Annotated in this window: 25 protein-coding genes and 1 rRNA gene (1 of these 26 only partly in view); 7 read left to right on the plus strand and 19 right to left on the minus strand. The window is 46.4% G+C overall.

Features of this window, described 5'->3' with window-relative positions:
• The 4 genes from AR383_RS09490 to AR383_RS09505 all read right to left on the minus strand — a co-directional run.
• Positions 1-1,300: ribosomal RNA gene (locus AR383_RS09490) — 16S ribosomal RNA — on the minus strand; it reaches 241 nt to the left of the window's first position.
• Between the two features lie 420 nt (positions 1,301-1,720).
• Positions 1,721-2,218, minus strand: coding sequence for an NlpC/P60 family protein (locus tag AR383_RS09495; RefSeq protein WP_055732915.1), 498 nt, complete (start codon positions 2,216-2,218; stop codon positions 1,721-1,723).
• Positions 2,215-2,829: a flavin reductase family protein gene (locus AR383_RS09500; protein ID WP_055732916.1), complete on the minus strand. Its 615-nt coding sequence runs from the start codon at positions 2,827-2,829 to the stop codon at positions 2,215-2,217. The genes AR383_RS09495 and AR383_RS09500 overlap by 4 nt, the downstream gene beginning before the upstream one ends.
• Positions 2,830-2,893: 64 nt before the next feature.
• Entirely contained in the window at positions 2,894-4,015 is a 1,122-nt protein-coding gene (locus tag AR383_RS09505) for a pyridoxal-phosphate-dependent aminotransferase family protein (RefSeq protein WP_055732917.1), read from the minus strand.
• 756 nt (positions 4,016-4,771) lie between these two features.
• Between AR383_RS09505 and AR383_RS09510 the strand changes: the two genes are divergently transcribed.
• Together AR383_RS09510 and miaA are read left to right on the plus strand one after the other, a co-directional pair.
• Complete coding sequence (locus AR383_RS09510) at positions 4,772-4,981, plus strand: DUF1127 domain-containing protein (RefSeq protein WP_055732918.1); 210 nt, start codon at positions 4,772-4,774, stop codon at positions 4,979-4,981.
• Between the two features lie 129 nt (positions 4,982-5,110).
• Positions 5,111-6,037, plus strand: coding sequence for a tRNA (adenosine(37)-N6)-dimethylallyltransferase MiaA (gene miaA, locus AR383_RS09515; RefSeq protein ID WP_055735010.1), 927 nt, complete (start codon positions 5,111-5,113; stop codon positions 6,035-6,037).
• Here miaA and AR383_RS09520 read toward each other — a convergent pair.
• Complete coding sequence (locus AR383_RS09520; protein WP_055732919.1) at positions 6,034-6,279, minus strand: DUF3624 family protein; 246 nt, start codon at positions 6,277-6,279, stop codon at positions 6,034-6,036. The genes miaA and AR383_RS09520 overlap by 4 nt on opposite strands.
• 32 nt (positions 6,280-6,311) lie before the next feature.
• Positions 6,312-7,706 (minus strand): aldehyde dehydrogenase family protein, encoded by a 1,395-nt coding sequence (locus AR383_RS09525; protein ID WP_083481563.1) that lies wholly within the window; start codon positions 7,704-7,706, stop codon positions 6,312-6,314.
• Between the two features lie 86 nt (positions 7,707-7,792).
• On the opposite strand from AR383_RS09525, the gene AR383_RS09530 reads away from it, so the two are divergent.
• Genes AR383_RS09530 through AR383_RS09540 form a run of 3 tightly spaced genes read left to right on the plus strand, consistent with a single transcriptional unit; the run spans position 7,793 to position 9,976 of the window.
• Positions 7,793-8,824 carry a hydrolase gene (locus tag AR383_RS09530; RefSeq protein WP_055735011.1) on the plus strand — a complete coding sequence of 344 codons (1,032 nt, stop codon included), beginning with the start codon at positions 7,793-7,795 and terminating at the stop codon, positions 8,822-8,824.
• Entirely contained in the window at positions 8,821-9,069 is a 249-nt protein-coding gene (locus AR383_RS09535) for a YheU family protein (protein WP_055732921.1), read from the plus strand. The genes AR383_RS09530 and AR383_RS09535 overlap by 4 nt, the downstream gene beginning before the upstream one ends.
• Before the next feature lie 37 nt (positions 9,070-9,106).
• Positions 9,107-9,976, plus strand: coding sequence for a phosphoribulokinase (locus AR383_RS09540; protein ID WP_055732922.1), 870 nt, complete (start codon positions 9,107-9,109; stop codon positions 9,974-9,976).
• On the opposite strand, the gene AR383_RS09545 is transcribed toward AR383_RS09540, so the two are convergent.
• Positions 9,977-10,381: an OsmC family protein gene (locus AR383_RS09545; protein WP_055732923.1), complete on the minus strand. Its 405-nt coding sequence runs from the start codon at positions 10,379-10,381 to the stop codon at positions 9,977-9,979.
• Between the two features lie 211 nt (positions 10,382-10,592).
• Between AR383_RS09545 and crp the strand changes: the two genes are divergently transcribed.
• A complete protein-coding gene (crp, locus tag AR383_RS09550; protein WP_016403770.1) occupies positions 10,593-11,231 on the plus strand; it encodes a cAMP-activated global transcriptional regulator CRP in 639 nt (212 codons plus the stop codon).
• Between the two features lie 49 nt (positions 11,232-11,280).
• On the opposite strand, the gene AR383_RS09555 is transcribed toward crp, so the two are convergent.
• The 8 genes from AR383_RS09555 to rpe form a co-directional block, all read right to left on the minus strand.
• Positions 11,281-12,075 (minus strand): DUF1338 domain-containing protein, encoded by a 795-nt coding sequence (locus AR383_RS09555; protein WP_055732924.1) that lies wholly within the window; start codon positions 12,073-12,075, stop codon positions 11,281-11,283.
• 15 nt (positions 12,076-12,090) lie between these two features.
• Positions 12,091-13,560: a succinylglutamate-semialdehyde dehydrogenase gene (gene astD, locus AR383_RS09560; protein WP_055732925.1), complete on the minus strand. Its 1,470-nt coding sequence runs from the start codon at positions 13,558-13,560 to the stop codon at positions 12,091-12,093.
• A gap of 40 nt (positions 13,561-13,600) precedes the next feature.
• Complete coding sequence (astA, locus tag AR383_RS09565; RefSeq protein ID WP_055732926.1) at positions 13,601-14,629, minus strand: arginine N-succinyltransferase; 1,029 nt, start codon at positions 14,627-14,629, stop codon at positions 13,601-13,603.
• A gap of 108 nt (positions 14,630-14,737) precedes the next feature.
• Positions 14,738-15,949, minus strand: a complete 1,212-nt coding sequence (locus AR383_RS09570; RefSeq protein ID WP_055732927.1) for an aspartate aminotransferase family protein — start codon at positions 15,947-15,949, stop codon at positions 14,738-14,740.
• Between the two features lie 288 nt (positions 15,950-16,237).
• Positions 16,238-16,822 (minus strand): anthranilate synthase component II, encoded by a 585-nt coding sequence (locus AR383_RS09575; protein WP_055732928.1) that lies wholly within the window; start codon positions 16,820-16,822, stop codon positions 16,238-16,240.
• A gap of 248 nt (positions 16,823-17,070) precedes the next feature.
• Positions 17,071-18,075 (minus strand): tryptophan--tRNA ligase, encoded by a 1,005-nt coding sequence (gene trpS / locus AR383_RS09580; protein ID WP_055732929.1) that lies wholly within the window; start codon positions 18,073-18,075, stop codon positions 17,071-17,073.
• A 30-nt stretch (positions 18,076-18,105) separates the two neighbouring features.
• On the minus strand, positions 18,106-18,801 hold the full coding sequence (locus AR383_RS09585) for a phosphoglycolate phosphatase (RefSeq protein WP_055732930.1): 696 nt from the start codon (positions 18,799-18,801) through the stop codon (positions 18,106-18,108).
• A gap of 9 nt (positions 18,802-18,810) precedes the next feature.
• Positions 18,811-19,488, minus strand: coding sequence for a ribulose-phosphate 3-epimerase (gene rpe, locus AR383_RS09590; RefSeq protein WP_055732931.1), 678 nt, complete (start codon positions 19,486-19,488; stop codon positions 18,811-18,813).
• Positions 19,489-19,617: 129 nt separating this feature from the next.
• Between rpe and AR383_RS21260 the strand changes: the two genes are divergently transcribed.
• Positions 19,618-19,785 carry a DUF2970 domain-containing protein gene (locus tag AR383_RS21260; protein WP_083481564.1) on the plus strand — a complete coding sequence of 56 codons (168 nt, stop codon included), beginning with the start codon at positions 19,618-19,620 and terminating at the stop codon, positions 19,783-19,785.
• Here the strand turns inward: AR383_RS21260 and AR383_RS09595 are convergent.
• Genes AR383_RS09595 through aroB form a run of 4 tightly spaced genes read right to left on the minus strand, consistent with a single transcriptional unit; the run spans position 19,774 to position 23,156 of the window.
• Positions 19,774-20,601: a Dam family site-specific DNA-(adenine-N6)-methyltransferase gene (locus AR383_RS09595; protein ID WP_055732932.1), complete on the minus strand. Its 828-nt coding sequence runs from the start codon at positions 20,599-20,601 to the stop codon at positions 19,774-19,776. The genes AR383_RS21260 and AR383_RS09595 overlap by 12 nt on opposite strands.
• Positions 20,602-20,603: 2 nt before the next feature.
• Positions 20,604-21,161, minus strand: a complete 558-nt coding sequence (locus AR383_RS09600) for an SPOR domain-containing protein (protein ID WP_055732933.1) — start codon at positions 21,159-21,161, stop codon at positions 20,604-20,606.
• Positions 21,107-22,069, minus strand: coding sequence for an ATP-binding protein (locus AR383_RS09605; RefSeq protein WP_055732934.1), 963 nt, complete (start codon positions 22,067-22,069; stop codon positions 21,107-21,109). Before AR383_RS09605 ends, AR383_RS09600 begins: the two co-directional genes overlap by 55 nt.
• Before the next feature lie 10 nt (positions 22,070-22,079).
• Positions 22,080-23,156 (minus strand): 3-dehydroquinate synthase, encoded by a 1,077-nt coding sequence (aroB, locus tag AR383_RS09610; RefSeq protein WP_055732935.1) that lies wholly within the window; start codon positions 23,154-23,156, stop codon positions 22,080-22,082.
• Between the last annotated feature and the right edge of the window lie 6 nt (positions 23,157-23,162).

The following is a 23,162-nucleotide window of genomic DNA, read 5'->3' on the forward strand; positions in this document are numbered from 1 at the left end:
ACTACGACATGCTTTTTGGGATCCGCTTGCTCTCGCGAGGTCGCTTCCCTCTGTACATGCCATTGTAGCACGTGTGTAGCCCTGCCCGTAAGGGCCATGATGACTTGACGTCGTCCCCACCTTCCTCCGGTTTATCACCGGCAGTCTCCCTAGAGTTCCCACCATTACGTGCTGGCAAATAAGGATAGGGGTTGCGCTCGTTGCGGGACTTAACCCAACATCTCACGACACGAGCTGACGACAGCCATGCAGCACCTGTATCTGAGCTCCCGAAGGCACCAAGGAATCTCTTCCAAGTTCTCAGTATGTCAAGGGCAGGTAAGGTTCTTCGCGTTGCATCGAATTAAACCACATGCTCCACCGCTTGTGCGGGCCCCCGTCAATTCATTTGAGTTTTAACCTTGCGGCCGTACTCCCCAGGCGGTCTACTTAATGCGTTAGCTGCGTTACCCACGAGTTAAACTCACAGACAACTAGTAGACATCGTTTACGGCGTGGACTACCAGGGTATCTAATCCTGTTTGCTCCCCACGCTTTCGTACATGAGCGTCAGTTCTTGTCCAGGTGGCCGCCTTCGCCACTGGTATTCCTTCAGATCTCTACGCATTTCACCGCTACACCTGAAATTCTACCACCCTCTACAAAACTCTAGCTTCCCAGTTCCAAATGCCATTCCCAGGTTAAGCCCGGGGATTTCACATCTGGCTTAAAAAGCCGCCTGCGTACGCTTTACGCCCAGTAATTCCGATTAACGCTCGCACCCTCCGTATTACCGCGGCTGCTGGCACGGAGTTAGCCGGTGCTTCTTCTGTTGCTAACGTCAAATTATATGGGTATTAACCACACAACCTTCCTCACAACTGAAAGTGCTTTACAACCCGAAGGCCTTCTTCACACACGCGGCATGGCTGCATCAGGCTTGCGCCCATTGTGCAATATTCCCCACTGCTGCCTCCCGTAGGAGTCTGGGCCGTGTCTCAGTCCCAGTGTGGCTGATCATCCTCTCAAACCAGCTAGGGATCGTCGCCATGGTAGGCCATTACCCCACCATCTAGCTAATCCCACTTGGGCACATCTGAAAGCGAAAGGTCCGAAGAGCCCCTCCTTTGGTCCGAAGACATTATGCGGTATTAGCAGTCGTTTCCAACTGTTGTCCCCCACTCTCAGGCAGTTTCCCAAGCATTACTCACCCGTCCGCCGCTCGTCATCTTCTAGCAAGCTAGAAATGTTACCGCTCGACTTGCATGTGTTAAGCCTGCCGCCAGCGTTCAATCTGAGCCATGATCAAACTCTTCAATCAAAAGTTCTTTCGCTCAAGTTAAAAACTGAAATAGTACTGTGTTTTACAGTGCAAGCATCCAGTTCACTTAAGCTTAATTTTTTCGCTTAATGCCCTGTGAGTGCTCACACAGATTGCTTGATAAATTGTTAAAGAGCGTTGCTTCTTGCCGAAGCGAGGTGCGCATTCTACGCCATCCTCTGTGACTGTCAACCGCTTTTTTAAAACATTTTAAAAACCAGTTTGAAAGTCGCCAACTCAGCCCTAGGCCTTGTCAGCCCTGACTTGCATCCTCATCGCTGCGAAGCGCTGTGTGCCGTGTCAGTGGAGGTGCATTATAGGCATCGAATCTTTCGGCGCAAGCGTTTTTTGAAGAAAATCACAAGATTTAGTTCAAGTGCTCAGTTAATAGACAAAACGAGCTTTTGATGACCTTAAACGCTAAATAAACGGTCGTTTTATCAACAAAATCCTAGCAGACCAATAAGGGTTATCTAAACGAGAAAAGATCACGCCTTGAGATGTAGACGCATGCAAGAAGTAATCTTGGTCATAGATTACCCCAACGTGCCTAACTTTATGACTGGTTCTAAAAAAGATTAAATCACCGGTTTGGGCTTCTGCTAACGAAACACTGATACCCAAAGCTAACTGCTGCTCGGTTGTTCGAGGCAGTAAGCTATTATAGAGGCGATCATAAGCATGCTGCACAAAGGCTGAGCAATCGACCCCTTGTTTGTTAGTTCCGCCTAATTTATAAGGAGTACCTTGCCACTCTTGCTGGATCTGCACCAGCAACTGCTGCTGTTGAGCAACTAACTTAGACGTTTGAATAGGTGGGTTTGGAGCAGTGGTTTGACGATTATTGCTGCAGCCGCTCAACACTAAGCAGCCACAAAGCGCGAGATATACAGACCAAAGCTTAAATTGCGACTTCATTTTGGCCGCGTTATGCTAAAACTACTACCATTTGCCCAATACTCTCCTCCCCCTAAGCGCCCTAGTGGATTTAGCTGGTTGCTGTTCACTTCGACTCGCTCTTGTTGCATGGTCACCACACTGTCATCTATATAGAGCTGTAATACTTTCAGCAGGATCATCGCTTGTGGGGTATTACCTACTGCTTGGATCTCATAGAGTTCACAAGCCATGGCAATGGGTGCATCTTTTAGGCGAGGCAGGTGAAAACCAGTAAAAGCACAAGTAGTAAGCTGCTGTGAGTCTAACTCGGACTCACCATGCGCCAAACTTCGCGCAGACTCGGTGACTTGAGGCGCTAGCGCCGCATTAGCAATATGCACTACACAATGCTTACGCTGTTTAATGTTAACGGTGGTGTCTTTATCACTACCATCGTCTTTTTTGCCAATCGACAGCATAATTAAAGGAGGATTAGAGCTGACCGCCGTAAAATAAGAGAAAGGAGCAAGATTATAAGACGCCGCAGTGCCATTATCACTTAGTACCCATGCGATGGGTCTTGGCACAATGGTTTGGGTCATACAGTGATAGACCTGATTAGGACTTAAACCTTCGAAATCTAAGTACATTGCTGTCTCCAAGATAACCATCAGCCCACCGAAGCGGGCGTAATTAAAGATTCATTATATAGGTTTAAGATTTAAGCACATCATTAAGCGCTGCTAAACATAGAGTCACATTTTCTTGGCGCGCAGCATAACCCATTAAACCAATCCGCCAAGCCTTACCGGCAAATTGACCTAAGCCAGCACCAATTTCCAAGTTATAGTCATTCAATAGTCTAGCTCGAAGCGCTGCCTCATCGACCCCTTCAGGCACAGCTACCAAATTGAGCTGAGGTAAGCGGCATGACTCATCAACCATTAACTCAAGGCCTAATTCACTTAATCCTTGAGTAAGTTGCTGATGGAAATCGGCATGACGTTGCCATGATACTTCTAGGCCCTCGTTATAAAGCGACAACAAGGCTTCATGCAAGGCATATAAGGCCGTAACTGGCGCAGTATGGTGATAAGAGCGTTTTTGTTCACCCGACCAATAGCCCATCACTAGGCTTTGATCCAAAAACCAACTCTGCACTTTAGTTTTACGCTTAGTCAACTTATCGATAGCGGCTTGGCTAAAACTCACCGGCGACAAGCCCGGTACACAAGACAAACACTTTTGGCTGCCAGAATAAATAGCGTCAATGCCCCATTCGTCAACCTTAAGAGGAATACCACCGAGTGAGGTCACCGCATCAACAATGCTTAAACAATGGTGCTGTTTAGCTAACGCACATAACGCCTGGGCATCAGAAGCCACGCCGGTTGAGGTTTCGGCGTGTACAAAAGCTAATACTTTTGCATCCGGGTGTTGTTCTAAAGCCTTTTCAACTTTACTGATAGAAACAGGCTCACCCCAGCTATCTTCAACAACAACGGCTTCACCGCCACAACGCTCAACATTTTCCAGCATCCGTTGGCCAAATACGCCATTGATACACACAATGACTTTATCTTCAGGTTCCACCAAGTTAACAAAGCAGGTTTCCATGCCTGCCGACCCCGGTGCAGATACGGCAAAAGTGTGCGGATTGCTTGTTTGAAAGGCGTACTGCAATAAAAACTTTATTTCGTCCATCATGCCAACAAACAAGGGATCTAGATGACCCACAATGGGGCGGCTTTGAGCTTGTAATACTTGAGGGGAAATATCTGAAGGGCCGGGGCCCATTAAAATACGACGAGGCGGGTTAAAGGAAGTGATGTTCATTCTTAATATCCTTTTAAGTGGGTCAATTTAGTCTAAAGACTTATTTTTGTTATAGGTACAGCCCCCACACTCTAACACCGCACCTCTGAAAACTGAATACACAGCCCAATAGGCTACCAATACTGAAAACCAAGCCGAATATATGAGCAAGCAATCGTCACTTCTCAAACATAGAAATAGGATTAAATAAACTAAACCAAAATAACTTAAATAACGCAGAGGTGAATTGTAGAAAACACCACTCTTAATGCAACTCAATGAATAAGATCAAAATCACCCCAAATTAGTAACATTAGATTTACAAAAAAACACAAAAAACCAACTAAAAAGAAAGTAACACCTAAAAAATGACTTAGTAAAATTTGATCAAAAACAATAAAATGTTGGTTTATCAGCCAACCAAAAATAACCGACGAACCCAAGCACAAAAGGCATTCACCCTCTTTAAAAACAAGCAAGAATAATTACTCATTATTGATTTTCACTTCACAAACTATCGCTTAAGAACACCTTCCTGCTCTACACAAGGCATGCATGCTCAATTAAGCAACAGTTATGGTTGTTTTAATGTTTCACCCGCTTAAACACCATTCACCAAAATGAATAATTATTCATGATTATTTTGCCACAAAAACACCGTTCACAAACACCAAATAAAGATTAGTTTTTCTAATCCAAAAATAACGTTTTTACTTGTTTGAGGATCTACCAATAGCGCACTATGATCAAATCATCAATTAAGATGAGGTCAACAACATGAGCATTAACGCAACCACTATTGGCAACCGCAAAAATACGTCTTTCTTCCACTTTTTTGCTGACGCTTACCAACTTTGTAATACTTGGATAAATCGCCAGAAAACTCGCCGTCAATTGGCACAACTTCCAGCTTATTTACTACGCGACATAGGTTTAACTGAGGCCGACCGTTACCAAGAGTCACGCAAGCACTTCTGGGAAGACTAATACCGCTAAAAACGTTGTTTTGCCAAGGACCTCAGGCTTACATTTAAATTGACGGCATGTGCTTTGCACATGCCGTTTTTGTTTTTTCTTGTTACCATTCACGCTTTGTTATCTGAGATGAATCACAGCATGCCAACACTCGCCCCCAACCTTATCGTTGTATTAGGCCCGACAGCCTCGGGTAAAACTCAACTAGGAGTATACCTAGCGCGCCACTACGGAGGGGAAATACTGTCTGCTGATTCTCGTCAGGTATATAAAGGTTTAGATCTGGGTTCTGGCAAAGACTTAGCCGAGTATCAAGAAATTCCTTATCACCTGATTGATATTGTTGAACCCGATAGCGAATACAGCGTATTTCACTTTCAACGCGATTTTTTTGCAGCCTACCAACAGGTTAAACAAGCCAATAGGCTGCCAATCATGGTCGGCGGAACAGGCCTTTACATTGACGCAGTCACCCAGAACTTTCAATTAAGTGAAGTGCCGGTTAATCAGCCGCTCAGAGAACACTTAGCCGAGTTATCGCTGGAACAATTACAACAGCGCTTATTGCAGTTAAAACCACAGCAACATAACAGCACCGATTTAACGGTGAGACCTCGTTTAGTCAGAGCCATTGAGATAGCAGAAGCCGACCAAACTGAGACACAAAACAAGCCCCAATACCCCGAGATTTCTCCGCTGTATCTTGGTATACGCTGGGATAGAGCGATTTTAAGGAAGCGTATCACCCTGCGTTTAAAACAACGTTTAGAAGAAGGCTTAATAGAAGAAGTTCAGCAACTCCACCAAGACGGGGTGAGTTACGAAAAGTTAGAATTCTACGGTTTAGAATACCGAATGGTGGCGCAGTATCTACAACACAAACTTAGCTACAATGACATGTTCCAAAAGCTTAATTCACAAATCCACCAATTCGCCAAACGTCAAGATACTTGGTTTAGAAAAATGGAACGCCGCGGAGAAGTAATCCATTGGTTAGATCCTCAGCATGACTTGGTAGCGCAAGCCCAAAGCATCATTGAGCCCCACTTAGCCAGCTTAACAGCTTAGGTTTTAGGAGGCTTGGCAGCGAACCAGCGGTAATAAAAAAACATTAACCAGTGGGCGAGACTTAGCCCAGCAAAGGCAATAAAACCAGACCACAAGGCGAGGCGATATACAGCAACATCGCCTTGATAAAGCAAACTGGGGATTAACAACGCTAAGCAGCCTAAATTAGCCAACAACATACACTGTTTACAACGCCCTAGTTTTTCAACAAACCAGGCTTTCTGGCAAAACGGACAACTCACAATATATTTCCTAAGTGGCAATGCTCGCTCGATTATCCACGCAGCATAATTTTGATCAAGCGCTTGCTCAGCTTGTTATAAGGCGGGCGCAATAGCTTAAGTGCAGAAAAGCGACTTTGACTAAAGATCGGTAGCATTTTTGAAAACTGCACAAAACCATCATAGCCATGATAGTGCCCCATACCACTGCTCCCCACCCCACCAAAAGGCAGCTCATGTTGGGCCACATGTAACAGTACATCATTAATGCAAACCCCACCGGCTGAAATTTGCTGAATCAATTGTTGCTGAATGGCGCGCTGATAAGAAAAGATATACAAGGCCAAAGGATGACTGTGTTGTTGAACATAAGCGACAGCTTCATCGAGTTGCTGATATTCCATTATCGGCAGCAAGGGACCAAATATTTCTTGCTGCATCACCTCAGCCTCACTCGGCACATTAAGCAGCAAGCGCGGAGCAAACTTACCAGCACAGTCACCGGCAATGAGCTTAAATTCTTCGGCCCCTAGCTCAAGCGCTTGTTCATTCAACGAGTTGAGACGAGCTAAAAACTTCTCTGAAATAATGCTGGAGAAGGCCTCGTCAGCCATGCTTTGATAGTGCTTTTGACAATAGCGAATGCAGGCATCAACAAAGGCTTGGCGGCGTGAGCTGGGCAGCAGCACATAGTCTGGCGCCACACAGGTTTGCCCTGCGTTAAACAATTTACCCATCATAATCCGCTCAGCCGCCAGCTCTATTGGAAAGTCATCGCTAATAATCACCGGAGACTTCCCTCCCAGCTCTAAAGTCAGTGGCGTTAATTGGGTAGCCGCGGCCAGCATCACTTTACGCCCGGTTGCAGTAGAACCGGTAAATAACAAATGGTCGAAAGCCAAAGCCGAAAAAGGCGCGCCTAGCTGGCCATCTTCATCGGCATATACTCGAACCACCTCTTCAGCAAGATATAATGGCATTAAGCGGATTAGCAGTTGGCTTAAGGCGGGACTTAACTCCGACATTTTCAGCATCACTCGGTTGCCCGCGGCTAAGGCATCGGTAAGCGGCCCGAAGGCAAGATATAGGGGATAGTTCCAAGGCACTATCACGCCGACTACCCCCAAGGGCTTAGCCACTACACGATTGCTCGCCCCGGCAAACCAAATGCTGGTTGCCCTTCGCTGAGGCTTTAACCAAGACTTTAAATGTTTTTGAGCATAACGGATCCCCGCAATCGCAGGAAATAACTCCAGTACTCGGGTTTCTTCAGCACAACGTTGGCCAAAGTCGCTCGCAATGGCAGCAATAATGTCCTGCTGATTTTCCAATAACAAGTTCAACAATTGTTGCAAGTAATGCTTGCGCTGCTGCAAGCTTGGTGCCCCTTGCGCCAATGCTAACTGCTTTAAATGACCTAAATCTTGCTGAAGCTTCACGCCAGACATTGTTATTCCTCATCATTACTCACTTTACTCAGGCTAGGTTACTCTGGGTAACTTGTAAACTAAAACAGAAATGCTTGAACATTTTCATGGCAAACAGCATAGTTGAGCGCAACCACCCATGCCGGAGAATTGGTATTAAGCACGCTCCCTTTGTAGCCCCTTGGTGGGCTAGAAACACCCATATTCAAACCTTGTTACCCACCTTTTTAAGGCGTAAACAAAAGCTTAAACTCACTTGGCAACAGCTGAATTTAGCCGACGGTGATTTTGTCGATCTCGCCTGGGTAGATAGCCCGCAGCAAAGCTCGGCTGAACAGCCGATAGTGGTACTTTTTCACGGCTTAGAAGGAAGCGTAGATTCCCCCTACGCCAAAGGCATGTTGCAAGCTAGCCAGCAGCGAGGTTGGCGCGCTGTAGTGATGCATTTTCGAGGTTGTAGTGGTAAACCCAACAAACAATGGCGGGGCTACCACAGTGGCGAAATCGGCGATGCCAGCGCTTGTATTAACTACTTAAATGAACAATTCCCAAACGCACCACTGTTCGCCTTAGGTTATTCCCTAGGTGGCAACATGTTAGTTAACTACTTAGCGAAAACCCCCAACTCACCGATTAAGGCCGCGGCCATAGTGTCGCCGCCGCTAGATTTAGCCGCCTGTTCGGAACGTTTGCAGCAAGGTTTTTCGCGCGTCTACCAGCATCACTTACTCAGCCGAATGAAGCGTAATCTTCGGCATAAAATCGGCCTTATAGACAAGGCTCCACTTAGCGAGGAACAAGTTAAAACTTGGCGTAATTTCACGCAATTCGACGAGCACTATACCGCTAAAGCCCACGGCTTTGCGGGAGCGGCCGATTATTACCAGCGCTGTAGTGGGCTAGCACTGCTAAAAGACATTCGCCACCCCACCTTGTTAATTCACGCGGCGGACGACCCCTTCATGGATCAACGAGTAATCCCCCAAGGCCACCAGCTAAGCCCCTGCGTTGACTACCGCTTGAGCCATCGCGGTGGACATGTGGGATTTGTTAATGGTAGCCTGCTGCGCCCAAATTTCTGGTTAGAAACCACCATACCAGAATGGTTTCAGCAACAACTGGAGCGCCCAGCAAAATGATCATTCCATGGCAACAATTAGAACCCGCAACACTCGACGCTTTATTAGAGAGTTATGTACTGCGCGAAGGCACCGACTATGGCGAACAGGAACTCAGCTTAAGTGACAAACTCGCACAAATTAAGCAACAAATTACTAATGGCACGGTTTTAATCGTATACTCTGAACTTCATGAAACAGTAAACTTAATTGCCAAAGAGCAATTTGATGCCTCTGCCAAGGAAGGGCAGCAGGATGATCAGTAAACCCGGTTTATAGTCATCAGCAACAGATAAGGCCATTATGTCAGCTAAGCATCCCATTATTGCCGTCACCGGTTCCTCAGGAGCAGGCACCTCAACCACCAGCGAAGTCTTCGCTCACTTATTTAGACAGCATAAGCTCAACGCGGCCTTCATCGAAGGCGATAGTTTCCATCGTTATACTCGCCCAGAAATGGACGTAGCCATTCGTAAAGCGCGTGAACACGGCAAGCACATTAGCTACTTTGGCCCTGAAGCCAACGACTTTAATCTGCTCTATGAGTTTTTCCGCCAATACGGCGAAACGGGCGTAGGCCAATACCGACGTTATCTGCATACCTTTGATGAAGCCGTACCCTACAACCAAATGCCGGGCACCTTTACCCCGTGGCAAGATCTACCAGAAGAAACCGACGTGCTGTTTTATGAAGGCTTACATGGCGGGGTGGCTTATGAAGATAAAAGCGTGGCTTCAAAAGTCGACTTACTAATTGGCATGGTGCCGATTGTAAACTTAGAGTGGATCCAAAAATTAGTGCGCGATACCACCGAACGTGGCCATTCTCGCGAAGCGGTGCAAGAATCCATCGTGCGTTCGATGGATGATTACATCAACTACATCACCCCGCAGTTTTCACGCACCCATATCAACTTTCAGCGCGTGCCTACGGTTGATACCTCCAACCCCTTTAGCGCCAAAAGCATTCCTAGCTTAGATGAGAGCATGCTGGTGATCCGTTTTCGCGGTTTAAAAAATGTTGATTTCCCCTACTTGTTGCAGATGATTGATGGCGCTTATATGTCACGGCAAAACACCATTGTGGTTCCGGGCGGAAAAATGGGCTTTGCCATGGAATTGATCCTGTCGCCAATGATCCAACAGTTATTAGAGACAGGAAAAATACGTTAACTAGGCGGCTTCAATTCGGTAGCTGTGGCTAATTTCACAAGCCTTGCCCAACATCAGAGAAACCGAGCAGTACTTGTCCATGCTTAGTTGCACGGCTCTGGCCACATGTTTCTCGCTTAAGTCTGTACCGCTAACCACAAACTCTAAATGGATATGAGTAAAAACACGAGGCGTGCTGTCGGCTCGTTGCGCTTCTAGATTGACCTTACAGTCACTCACTTGTTGTCTGGCTTTGCTCAAAATGGAAATCACATCCACCGAGCTACAACCTCCGGCCGCCATTAGTACATATTCCATAGGGCTAGCCGCAGCTTTTGCACCATCACCATCCATTAATATTTGGTGACCCGAGCTACTTTCACCAATAAATTGCAGTTCTTTAGACCAAGAAACGGTCGCTTTCATGTTAATATCTCCCAAGGAATGTTTCGTGTTGCAGCTTAATCTAGGTCAAGGTGTAAGGCTAGACTATGCCTCATACTAAAGGCGTATAAATGCCTTGCAGCAAAGCCAGAAGCCTTTTATGCTAGAGGCGGAATGGACAACAATTAAAATAAATACAGTTTGTTAGTGTGCAACTAACGACTAATTAAAAAAGACAGAGGATTTCTTTAATATGGTAATTGGCAAACCTCAAGCTGATCCGGTGATGGAATGGTTTCTTTCTCACTGCCACATTCATAAGTACCCTTCAAAAAGTACTTTGATCCATGCTGGTGAAAAAGCAGAAACCCTTTACTACATCGTAAAAGGTTCAGTGGCTGTATTGATCAAAGACGAAGAAGGCAAAGAGATGATCTTGTCTTACTTGAATCAAGGCGACTTCATGGGTGAGCTGGGTCTTTTCGAAGATACTGAAAACCCTATTCGTACCGCTTGGATCCGAGCCAAAAGCCCGTGTGAAGTGGCAGAAATTTCCTACAAGAAATTCCGTCAACTTATTCAAGTCAATCCTGAAATTCTGATGCGTCTGTCTGGTCAAATGGCTAACCGTTTGCAAATCACCAGCCAAAAAGTAGGTGACTTAGCGTTCCTAGATGTAACAGGTCGCATTGCGCAAACCTTGTTAAATCTTGCTAAGCAGCCTGACGCGATGACTCACCCAGATGGCATGCAAATTAAGATCACTCGTCAAGAAATCGGCCAAATTGTAGGCTGTTCTCGTGAGACAGTGGGACGTATTCTTAAGATGCTGGAAGAACAAGAATTGATTACCGCGCACGGTAAAACAATCGTTGTTTACGGCACGCGCTAGTCGCAGCTACACCATCGAAAAAGCCGCTTTGATGCGGCTTTTTTTATGCCTACTGCCGGCTGTCGGTACTACTGAAGATTTTGTCTGCCGACGCTTCAACAAAACCTGAGTACAATTCTCCATCGGCTTGTTTATAACGTAAGGCAAATTCATAAAAGCAGCTAGGGATGGACTGTTTGCAGTCACTAAAACTAACTTCAGCATGGTCCGCCAAAGTCGAAGACTGCTCTAACAACACCTCGGGTGAACCTTTAATTTCTCCACCCACGCTGTTTAAGACAAAACCCGCATCAAGTAGTGCTTGATTGACGTGCTGTAAGCTTTGATAGCCCACGAGTTGATTTACCGATACGGTAAAGTGGTTGGCTCGATAACCATAAGCCGCCAACCAGGCGGCATACTCACTTTCTTGCAATAAGCATTGATAATCAGCATAACTCAGCTGCCACGGCCGACCCGAGAAAAACACTTCAGGACGAAGATACAGTTCTGGGTTAACCTGACTAGCCAAATTTTTCACCAATTGCTGCGCCTGCGGCGATAAGCTCTCAACCTGCAGCTCACTAATAAACACTTTAGGCACACAGGGATCGCTATGTTCAAAATGCGCCGCGTCTAAATGTTTAGCTGCAAAATGATAAGTCCCACCTTGGCGGTAGCCCATGGCCAACAAATGTTGAGCAAAAGCCTCAACGCCGGTTCCCGGCAGATTAAAACTACGCACCGCAATATGGTCGTTAACTATTGGCTGGCCGCCACCCAAGAGTTGATGGATTTTCTCAGCACTGGGGGTTACCGCCAAATACTGTTGCCAAAGCCGCTCAAAAAACAGCGTCACGTTCATCTGCTTATCCTCCACTTAAAAGTGTAAGCCGGGACTTAAGTTTTCGGGTAGCACACTGCTGCTACCTTCCATGGACGCTACCGGGTAAGCACAGTAATCGGCGGCATATTTTGCGCTGGCGCGATGATTTCCCGATGCACCAACACCGCCAAACGGCGCGGCACTAGAGGCGCCAGTAATTGGACGATTCCAATTAACAATGCCAGCTCTAGTACGGTGACGGAAATTTTCCCACTTGGTGGGCTGATTACTTAACAAACCCGCCGATAAGCCATAGCGAGTATTATTGGCTAATGTTATGGCCTGCTCCCAATCATCATAGAACAGCACTTGTAATAGCGGGCCAAAGTATTCCTCATCGGGTAGTTCAGCCACCTTAGAGACGTCGATAATACCGGGAGTGACAAAACCTTTAGTACTGTCGGCTTGAACCAAGGGCAGCAAGGGCTTGCCACCTATAGCTTGCAGCCGCTGCTGAGCTTGCACCATTGCCGCGGCGGCTTTGGCCGAGATCATCGCGCCAATGAAGGGCTGCTGTTCGGCATCGTATTCACCAACTTCAATAGCTTTAGTCACCTCTAACAAGCGCTGCAGAATCAATTCGCCTTGTTCGCTCTTCGGTAGCAATAAACGACGCGCACAAGTACAACGTTGCCCAGCCGAAATAAATGCCGACTGAACGATGTCATGTACCGCCGCGTCTACATCGTCCACCTCGGCCACCAATAAGGGATTATTGCCGCCCATCTCCAAGGCTAAAATCTTATCTGGCTGGCTAGCAAACTGTTGATGCAATACATGACCAGTAGTAGAGCTGCCAGTAAAAAATAGACCGTCGATACCTGGATGCGAGGCCAAGGCTTTGCCGGTTTCAAGCTCACCCTGAACCAGGTTTAATACACCGTTGGGCAAACCCGCCTGCTGCCATAATTGGACGATACGCTCTGAAGTATAAGGGGTGAGCTCCGAGGGCTTTAATACCACACTATTGCCAGCGATGAGAGCCGGTACAATATGCCCATTAGGCAAATGTCCAGGGAAGTTGTAAGGGCCAAACACTGCCACTACACCATGCGGTTTATGACGTAATACTGCGGTGGCGGCGGGCAACTCGGTGCTCGACTCGCCAGTGCGCTCTAAATAGGCTTTCTCAGAAATAGCCACCTTGCCGATCATCGCGGCAATTTCAGTCTGAGTTTCCCATAAGGGTTTGCCGGTCTCAGTGGCGATTAACAAGGCTAACTCTTCTTTATGTGTTTCGAGTAACGAGGCGAATTGTTTGATGGTGGCCATACGCTGCTCTAAGCCGCTCATATACCAAGCAAACTGGCTATGTCTAGCGGCGCTCACGGCACTCTCTACTTGCTCAGGCGAGGCGGTTTTCCCTTGCCAAATCACTTGGTTCTTTGCCGGATCAATGGATTTGAGCAGCGCTCCTTGCCCTGCTAGCCATTGACCATTAATAAACTGATTTAACTCTGCCATTTTTACCTCAATCCTTAGCCGCCAACCGTGGGCTAGCACATTATTCGAAACGCAAAGCGCCTACTCGAAGGCTATCACCCTCACTCACTTGTAGGGCGTTAGCCGTTTGTTGGGAAATCACCGCCCTTGGTTGCTGCCGATGTAGTTCGATCTGGGCAACACAAGCTCGGAAATCTTTTAAGCGCGCATTAGTCAGTAACATCTGTTGCGCATCCTTACTCGGCTCGCCAATGCTTAAGCTCACCTTAAATGATTGCTTAACACTTTCGATGAGTTGTAAGGGACACTCCACGGTGGGTCCAGCGTCAAAAATATCAACATAACCATGCTTACAAAAACCTTCAGCTTCCAGTAAGCGCAAAGCCGGTCGAGTCTTCTGATGCACTTCGCCAATCACCGCCTGCGCCTCTTTACTCAGCAAATTCACATAAATGGGATACTTTGGCATTAATTCGGCAATAAACTCTTTTTTACCCACGCCGGTTAAATAATCGGCGGTAGGAAAATCCATGCTAAAGAAATTGTCTTGTAACCATTGCCAAAAAGGTGAGCGCCCCTGCTCGTCCGACACACCGCGCATTTCAGCAATCACCGAGTCATTAAATCGATGTGGATGCTCAGCCATCAGTAAAAAGCGACATTTAGACAACAAACGGCCATTTTGGCCTTGCCGATGAGATTCTTGCAAAAATAGCGTACACAGCTCGGTGACGCCGGTGTAGTCGTTAGTAAGGGTTAAGGTTTCCACCACGTTGTAGATATTTAAACTGCGCGAAGCATGAACCACCTTACCCAAATGGTAGGTGTAGAAGGGACTATTCAAACCAACTGCCGCATCGATGGCAGTGGTGCCCACCACCTCGCCGCTGTCGGTATCTTCTGCCACCATCAAATAATGCAAATCACCGGGATGGTCGATATCACTGGCAAACGAGCGAATGGAATGAGCGAGTTTTTCTCGCAATAAGGGTTCATCTACCGGTAAGGAGGTAAAACCAATCCCTGAGCTCACAGCCATCTGTAATAACGCAGGATAGTCCGTTTCCTGAATAGGACGGATCACTAACATGGCTATTTCTCCTATGATCAAATAGCACTGAGCAGTGGCTAAGCCTTAGCCACACATACAACTAATAAGCCTGCTAGGCTGGCAGCCTAAGCACCAGCCTGCAAAACCTTATGCCTCTACAACCTTGGCTACTGCGTGTTCAAAACGCTGCATGCCCAGCTCAATATCTTGCTGGGGAATAATCAAAGAAGGAGTAAAACGAATCACGTTGGCTCCGGCAACCAATACCATCAGGCCTTGCTCTGCCGCCGCAGTTAAAAAGTCCCGAGCACGTCCTTGATATTGCTCATTAAGCACCGCGCCTAACAATAGACCCTTACCACGCACTTCAGAAAAAACCTGATATTTTTGATTGATGGCATTAAGCGCATCGCGGAACCATTGTTCGCGTTGCTTCACGCCCGCTAAGACTAGTTCACTGTTCACAATATCAAAGGCCGTCTCGGCAACAGCACAAGCTAGAGGATTACCGCCATAAGTGCTGCCATGAGTACCCACCTTCATCGACGCAGCAATCGCCGTAGTGGTTAGCATGGCACCAATTGGGAAGCCGCCACCTAAGGCTTTCGCAGAACTTAAGATATCAGGAGTCACGCCTAAGCCCATGTAAGCATACAGGTCGCCAGTGCGGCCTACACCGGTTTGCACTTCATCAAAAATCAATAACGCATTGTGCTTATCACACAGCTCTCGCACCTTTTTTGCAAAGGCTAAGTCAGGACTAATAATACCGCCCTCACCTTGCAAGGGCTCCATCATCACCGCACAGGTTTGTTCATCGATAATGGCTTCTAAGGCCGCTAAATCGTTATAAGGAATATGCTCGATATCACCGGGTTTTGGACCGAAGCCATCCGAGTAACTGGCTTGACCGCCCACGGTTACGGTGAAGAAAGTCCGCCCATGGAAGCCTTGTTCAAAGGCAATGATTTTAGTTTTATCGGCTGAGCCATGTTCAATGGCATAACGACGCGCTAACTTCAGTGCGGCTTCGTTGGCCTCGGCACCAGAGTTACAAAAGAACACTTTCTCCGCGAAAGTAGAGTCCACCAACTTTTTAGCTAAGCGTAAGGCTGGCTCGTTAGTCAGAACGTTACTTAAGTGCCACAGAGTTTGGCCTTGTTCGGTTAAGGTTTTAACCAAGGCTGGATGACAGTGCCCTAAACAATTAACTGCAATACCACCAGCAAAATCCACATACTCACGACCTTCTTGGTCCCACAGTCTAGAGCCCTCTCCCTTCACTGGGATAATGGCTGCTGGAGCATAGTTTGGAACCATAACTTCATCAAATAACGCACGAGTAACAGCGTGTGACATAAAGTGTTCTCCTTCCACTTCCTAGCAATCCGTTATTCATAGCCAGAAAGGTTAATAACTTGTAAACAGTTTGGCGATTATGGCAAATCTCAAGAGCCTTGTCTGAGCAATCACCGCGAAGACCATATAAAATATGGCCATTTTTACGCATATTTAGTGCATAGTTCTAAAACAATTTAAGCCCGCAGACTCCGCCACTGGCCAAAAACCGCTCTACCAAGCATAAATATGCATTGTTTATTCATTCTACATAATCAATATATAAGAGAGTATAACAACGAATACGTTCTATTTTTTAGAAGCAACAAAGTTCGCTAATAAGCTTAAACCCTGTTGAGTAAGAATACTTTCCGGATGAAACTGTACTGCATGGATCGGTAGTTCACGGTGCTTAAGCCCCATAATCTCATGCTGTTTTCCCTCATCATCATGGCTCCAAGCCGTCACCTCTAAACACTCCGGCAGACTGTGCTTATCTACTACTAGCGAATGATAACGAGTCACCTTTAGTGGATTATCTAGCTGCTTAAACACCGACTGCTGTTGATGATAAACCGGTCTAAGCTTACCGTGCATCGGCTCAGCCGCGCGAACCACTTGAGCCCCAAAATGCTGTGCAATACACTGATGGCCTAAACACACCCCCAGTATTGGCAAACGCTCGGCAAAGTGGGCGATCACATCCAGTGAAATACCCGCTTCGTTGGGCGAGCAAGGGCCGGGTGAAATCACCAAATGACTGGGCGCCAGTTGTTCAATTTGCTCTAGGCTTATCTGATCATTACGGCGAACTGCAACTTGAATGCCTAACTGAGAGAAGTATTGAAACAAGTTGTAAGTAAAGGAGTCGTAGTTATCGATAATAAGTAGCATCTAGCTCAAATCACCCGTATTGCTTCTAAATAGTAATAGGCAGATATAGTAGCCGATTTCAAAACAATACACAGCGCAAAATCAAGGCTGTTTTCGCTTGCCTTGAGTTATCAAACCGCGCAGCGGAAAGCAACAGAATTATTTGTAGCGAGGTAAGGTATGAGTTCATCCCTACGCCAGCCATTAACACCAGTTTTAGCCTATAAAAAAGCCCAGCATTTAGCTGGGCTCTTAAGCGTTTAATAGGCTTATTTTAAACGAATAAAGCCTAGCACATCATATACCTTACTCAGTGTCTTGCTGGCTTGCTCACTGGCTCGCGCAGCGCCTTTAGCCATAATCGCTTGTAGCGCGGCTTCATCTTCACGTAAGGCTTGGTAACGTTGCTGAATGGGTTCCATCATCGCCACCACCGCATCGGCAGTATCAACTTTAAGATGACCATACATCTTACCTTCGTAACCGGCAACCAGCTCATCGATAGACTTACCAGTAGCTACCGATTGCAAGGTAAGTAAGTTAGACACACCGGGCTTTTCATCGCGGTCAAAGTAAATACGCGCTTGTTCGTCGGAGTCGGTCACTGAAGCTTTAATCTTCTTGGCAATCTGCTTAGGAGTATCGCTAAGCAAAATAAAGGCCTTCGGATTATCATCCGACTTAGACATTTTCTTAGTGGGCTCCTGCAAAGACATTACCCGCGCACCAAACTGAGGAATAAATGGCTCTGGTACGGTAAAGATTTCACCGTAAAGGTTATTAAAACGATTGGCGATATCACGAGTTAACTCTAGGTGTTGCTTTTGATCATCCCCCACCGGTACCGCATTAGCCTGATACAATAAAATATCAGCAGCCATTAAAGCGGGATAAGTATATAAGCCCGCATTGGTATTATTGGCGTACTTGGTCGACTTATCTTTGAACTGAGTCATTCGATTGAGCTCGCCCATTTGGGTGTAGCAGTTTAATGCCCAAGCCAGTTGTGCATGTTCCGGCACTTGAGACTGAACAAAAATGGTGCTTTTTTCTGGGTCTAAACCACAAGCGATGTACATGGCTAAGCCATCTAAGACTTGATTGGTAAACTGCTTAGGCTCTTGGCGAACGGTGATGGCATGTAGATCGGCCAACATGAAATGGCAATCGTAGTCATTCTGCATGTCGATCCATTGGTTAATTGCCCCAATATAATTACCAATGGTTAATGAACCAGATGGCTGAATGCCACTTAATACAATCGGTTTACTCATGATCTTCCTATATAAACTTTTACTATTGGCTTAAGCCGTCACCGAGCCATCAATTAACTCGACCAATTCTACTAGGCTATCTGCCACAAAATCGGGGCCACTAAGGGCGATATCTTCACCGTAGTTATATCCGTAGGTCAAGCCCAGCGAGCGACAACCCACGGCTTTTGCAGCCTGAATATCATTTTTAGAGTCGCCCACCATCATCATTTGCTGATTAGCCAATTGATAATGGTCCAACAGATGCTGCAAAGGCAGCGGATCTGGCTTCTTCCGCGCTAAACTATCACCAGACAACACCACATCAAAATAGTCGGCAATGCCTATTTGCTTTAACAAACCAGGGGTGAACAAACTAGGCTTGTTGGTAACAATGGCCATCGGAATATTACGTTGGCTAAAGGTGGCTAGGCTTTCCGCAACACCGTCATACAAACGGCTAGCAATACACAAGTTTTCGCAATAATGTTGCTCAAACAAGCCTCGAGCTTGGCGATAAAGACTCTCAGGTAATGTGTTGTCCACTGTAGAGCAACCAGACAAGGCCCGCTTAATTAACACTTCGGCGCCGTTGCCAACCCAATGACGAACCGTGAGTTCATCAAAAACTTCACGCCCCAAATCCACTAACATCGCATTAATGGCTAGAGCGAGATCCGGTGCGCTATCAACCAAAGTACCGTCAAGGTCAAAGGCAATCAGTTTTAGTTCGTCTAATGACTTCATTGGCATTCCCTATTGAGCAACTTTAGCTAACTCAGCTCGCATTTTGTCGATCACCGCTTTGTAATCGGGCTGATTAAAGATGGCCGAGCCCGCCACAAACATATCGGCACCCGCTTCTGCTATCTCGGCAATATTATCGGCAGTGACACCACCATCTATTTCTAAGCGAATATCGAAGCCACTTTGGTCTATGCGTTGTCTTACCGCGCGCAATTTATCCAAAGTACTGGGAATAAATTTCTGTCCACCAAAACCGGGGTTCACCGACATCAACAGGATCATATCCAACTTATCCATCACATAATCAAGGCAATGTAGTGGCGTAGCAGGGTTAAGCACTAAGCCGGCTTTACAACCTAACTCTTTAATGAGCTGCAAACTGCGGTCGATATGCTCTGATGCCTCTGAATGAAAGGTAATCATGCTGGCTCCAGCCTTAGCAAATTCGGGAATAAGTGCGTCAACCGGCTTAACCATCAGGTGAACATCAATTGGGGCGCTAATACCGTAATCACGTAAGGCCTTACACACCATTGGACCAATGGTTAAATTGGGCACATAGTGATTATCCATCACATCGAAGTGCACCACATCTGCGCCGGCAGCCAATACGTTCTCAACTTCTTCACCAAGGCGGGCGAAGTCTGCGGCTAAAATAGAAGGGGCGATTAAAAAGGATTTGCTCATTGTGGTAACCATCGGATTTTAAAGTGCGCAATTTTAACGCAGCTTGGGTAGTTATCCAATCTCTGTACAAAGATTGTTTTTGTGCCATGCTCTAGCTAAGAGTTTTACAGCAAAATACAGCAAGCACTTATGTCTTTACTGAAAAGCATACTTGGCGCCTTCTTTGGCGTTCAGTCGGAACAACAACGTCAACATGATTTCCAGCACGGTAAGGCTTGGAAGTTTATTCTATTGGGGATTGTAATGCTGAGCCTATTTGTGCTCAGCATTGTTTTATTAGTGCGTTTAGTTGCTTAGAGAGTGGGCCTGATAATAAGCCAATAGCTCGGCAACCTTTAGACGCTGCTGGCCTTTACGGCTTATCGTACGACGCACCTTTAACTGGCTCAATTCACTGGTTTGATAAATATCACGGGTTAGTGGTAAGTCATGATTACTGATCAATACCGAAGCCCCGCGTTGCTGAGCGTCTAAAGCTAATGCTCCCAAACGCTGCTGATCTGCTAGGTTAAATCCCTTACTGGCGTAATTAGTAAAACTAGCCGTTGGGCTTAACGGCGCATAAGGGGGATCGCAATAAACAATATCCCCAGCCTTTACCTGAGCAAAGGTGTCAACATAACTACAGCAACGGAACTCGGCTTGCTTCGCCTTAACCGCGAAAAACTCCAGTTCAGCCTCAGGAAAATAGGGCCGTTTGTAAGAGCCAAAAGGAACATTAAACCCGCCACTTCGATTATAACGACACAGGCCGTTATAACCATGACGGTTTAGATACAAAAACATCAACGAGCGCTGATATTCATCACTGGTAGCATTAAAGCGCTGGCGCAACTCATAGTAGTAATCACTTTGGTTACACTCTTGATTAAAATAGTGTTTAGCATCGCAAATAAACTGCTGAGGTCGTCGCTGTAAGATTTGATACAAGTTAATCAAATCTGGGTTAATGTCAGTTAATAGATAACGCGAGTAGTTTGTATTGAGAAATACCGAAGCCGCCCCAACGAAGGGTTCAATCAATAAGTCGCCTTCTGGCAGCTGCTGTTGAATATCTTCAATAAGGCCATATTTACCCCCGGCCCACTTTAAAAAAGCACGTGTTTTTTTCATTATTAGCGCGTCAGTTCAAACTGGACCTGTTTAAATTGCTTAATTAAAGAATCCAATTTTTGCTGCTGCAATTGCTTACGCGCCGCTTGGGCGTCTTCGCGACTAACGAAATCACCATAGATGATTTTATAAGGCACATTGGGGTTAGCGCTAGAGCGATATACCCAGACTTCATGTTGCCACTGGCGAGAAGACACAAACTGTTGGGCTTTTTCGCGATTATTTAAAGCCATTAACTGCAGGGTATAATGCTGGCTAGGCTTCGCTTCTAACAAGGTTTTTACGTCAGTCACCTTAATCGGTACCGCCTCGCTAGTTACTGTTTCAGAGGCGCTGGGTTCGGCTTCAGGAGCAACATCTTCGGCGAGTAAGTTCGCGCTGTCTTGGATTTCAGTACTAGTCTGAGCCGACTGTTGCGGCGCATTTTGTTCCGCTAGAAGCTTGTTCACCACGTCATCTTCTACCACTACACGCAGCTCCGATGCAGCCCCTTGGTTATTTAAGGTCAGTTCATCGGGTAAGTCTTGTGAGGGAAGCTCTGCGGTTTCAGGCAGCGGCACACCTGCCCTCCTTGAGTATTAGCAGCTTGAGCAGCATCATCTCCAGCAGCGGAGCCATTAGCCAAGGTAGGCTCTTCCATTAAGGCTAGGGAAATACGGCTATCGTCCGTTTGCTCACCTCCCCAGTCGTTAATCACTTGTACTAATAATCCGGCTACTGCGGCACATAAAATCACCGCGATTACGATATACAGCTTATTTCGATTGCTGGTACTGGTTTCCGTCATGGGGATATCTCCGGTAACAATTTGGTCGACAAACTGGTAAATCAAACGAGGGTTACCTTGTGCCGACGAAATATGCTGTTCAATGGCTTGTTGGTTTTCAAACTCGGCAACATATTCGGCACGATTAAATAGTAACGAGGCCAATTGCAGCGCTTCCCCCTCAGAGAGTGGAGCAACATCAAAATACAATACTTGATTGCTTAAAGCATCTAATTGGGCGTTAAAACCACTATTGGGTTCAGCAAATAATAGTAGCGACATATCATGCTGATAGAGTTGGTTGTAGTGTTGGTAAAACTCCACCAGCTCTGTTAACACCTGCTCACTAAGCGCTTGGGCATCGTCGATCACGATCAACAATGGCGAGTGACTTTCTTTTACATTGCGTTGATAGCTCTCAAATAAGGGGTCGTCTTGGTTAAATAAGGGATCTTTAACTAATTGCTGCAGCAGCTCACGGCGAACACGGCCGTCATCACCTTTAGCGGCACTCAACAAGGCTAAGTGAGCAAATGAAGCATTCTCGAGAACCGCGTTTGCGAGTGAGGACTTACCAGAGCCGGCCTTGCCGCTGACGCAAATCAGCTTGGCCTTAAAACGAATTTGAGTGATGAGTCTGTCGCGCAGGCGCTCTTGGCTCTGTAATTGCGCAAACTCGGCATCGCGCCGCACTCCCACCATTCAAATTGCCTTATTGAAATCGACTGATAACTGTTTTTATATCATTTTCAGTAATTGTATCAACTACTTCTGCTGTACCAATAGAGCTAGGTAGAACTAAACGTAGTTTTCCATCGAGCACTTTCTTATCTCGCATCATATGCGGAATAAACTCAGCTAGGCCCATATTTTCTGGAGGTGCAATTGGCAACCCAGCCCGCTCAATTAATCGGCGCATCCGTTGAACGAGTTCAGCAGAGATCATACCAGCCAATTCGGCGGTTTCGGCTGCCATCACCATGCCAGCGCCCACTGCTTCACCATGCAACCAAACACCGTAACCCTGCTCAGCTTCAATAGCATGACCAAAGGTGTGGCCTAAATTCAGTAAGGCTCTAATCCCTTGCTCCGTTTCGTCTTTAGCGACAACTTCGGCTTTAATCTCACAACAGCGAGCAATGGCGCGGCTCATTAACTGCGCATCAAGCGCCATCAATTGATCAAGATGGCTTTCTAGCCAAGCAAAAAAATCAGCATCATAAATAATGCCATATTTAATTACTTCAGCCATGCCCGCGGCTAACTCTCGTTTATCCAAAGTCGCTAAGCAATTGATATCAATCACCACCGCTTTAGGCTGATAAAACGCGCCTATCATGTTTTTACCTAGTGGGTGATTAACCGCCGTTTTTCCCCCTACCGAAGAATCAACCTGAGATAATAAGGTAGTGGGGACTTGCACAAATGGCACCGCACGTTGGTAACAAGCGGCAGCAAAACCAGCCATATCGCCAATAACCCCGCCACCTAAAGCGACAATAGTGGTATCGCGACTATGTTGTTTTGCCAACAAAGCAGAGAAAATCTGATTAAGGGTATCTAAATTTTTATATTGCTCACCGTCGGGTAGCTCAACTACGTCAACCTGGTACTGATGAAGACAAGTTAATAGTTGCTCTAAATATAAAGGGGCTACCGTAGTATTACTGACTACCATCACCTTTTTACTGGTAATCGCTTTACTAAATAGCTCGGTTTGGCTTAACAAGCCCTGACCAATGCTAATCGGGTAACTACGCTCGCCCAGAGCAACCGTTAAACATTCCATCGTATT

This window comes from Agarivorans gilvus, from assembly GCF_001420915.1.
GTDB lineage: Bacteria > Pseudomonadota > Gammaproteobacteria > Enterobacterales > Celerinatantimonadaceae > Agarivorans > Agarivorans gilvus.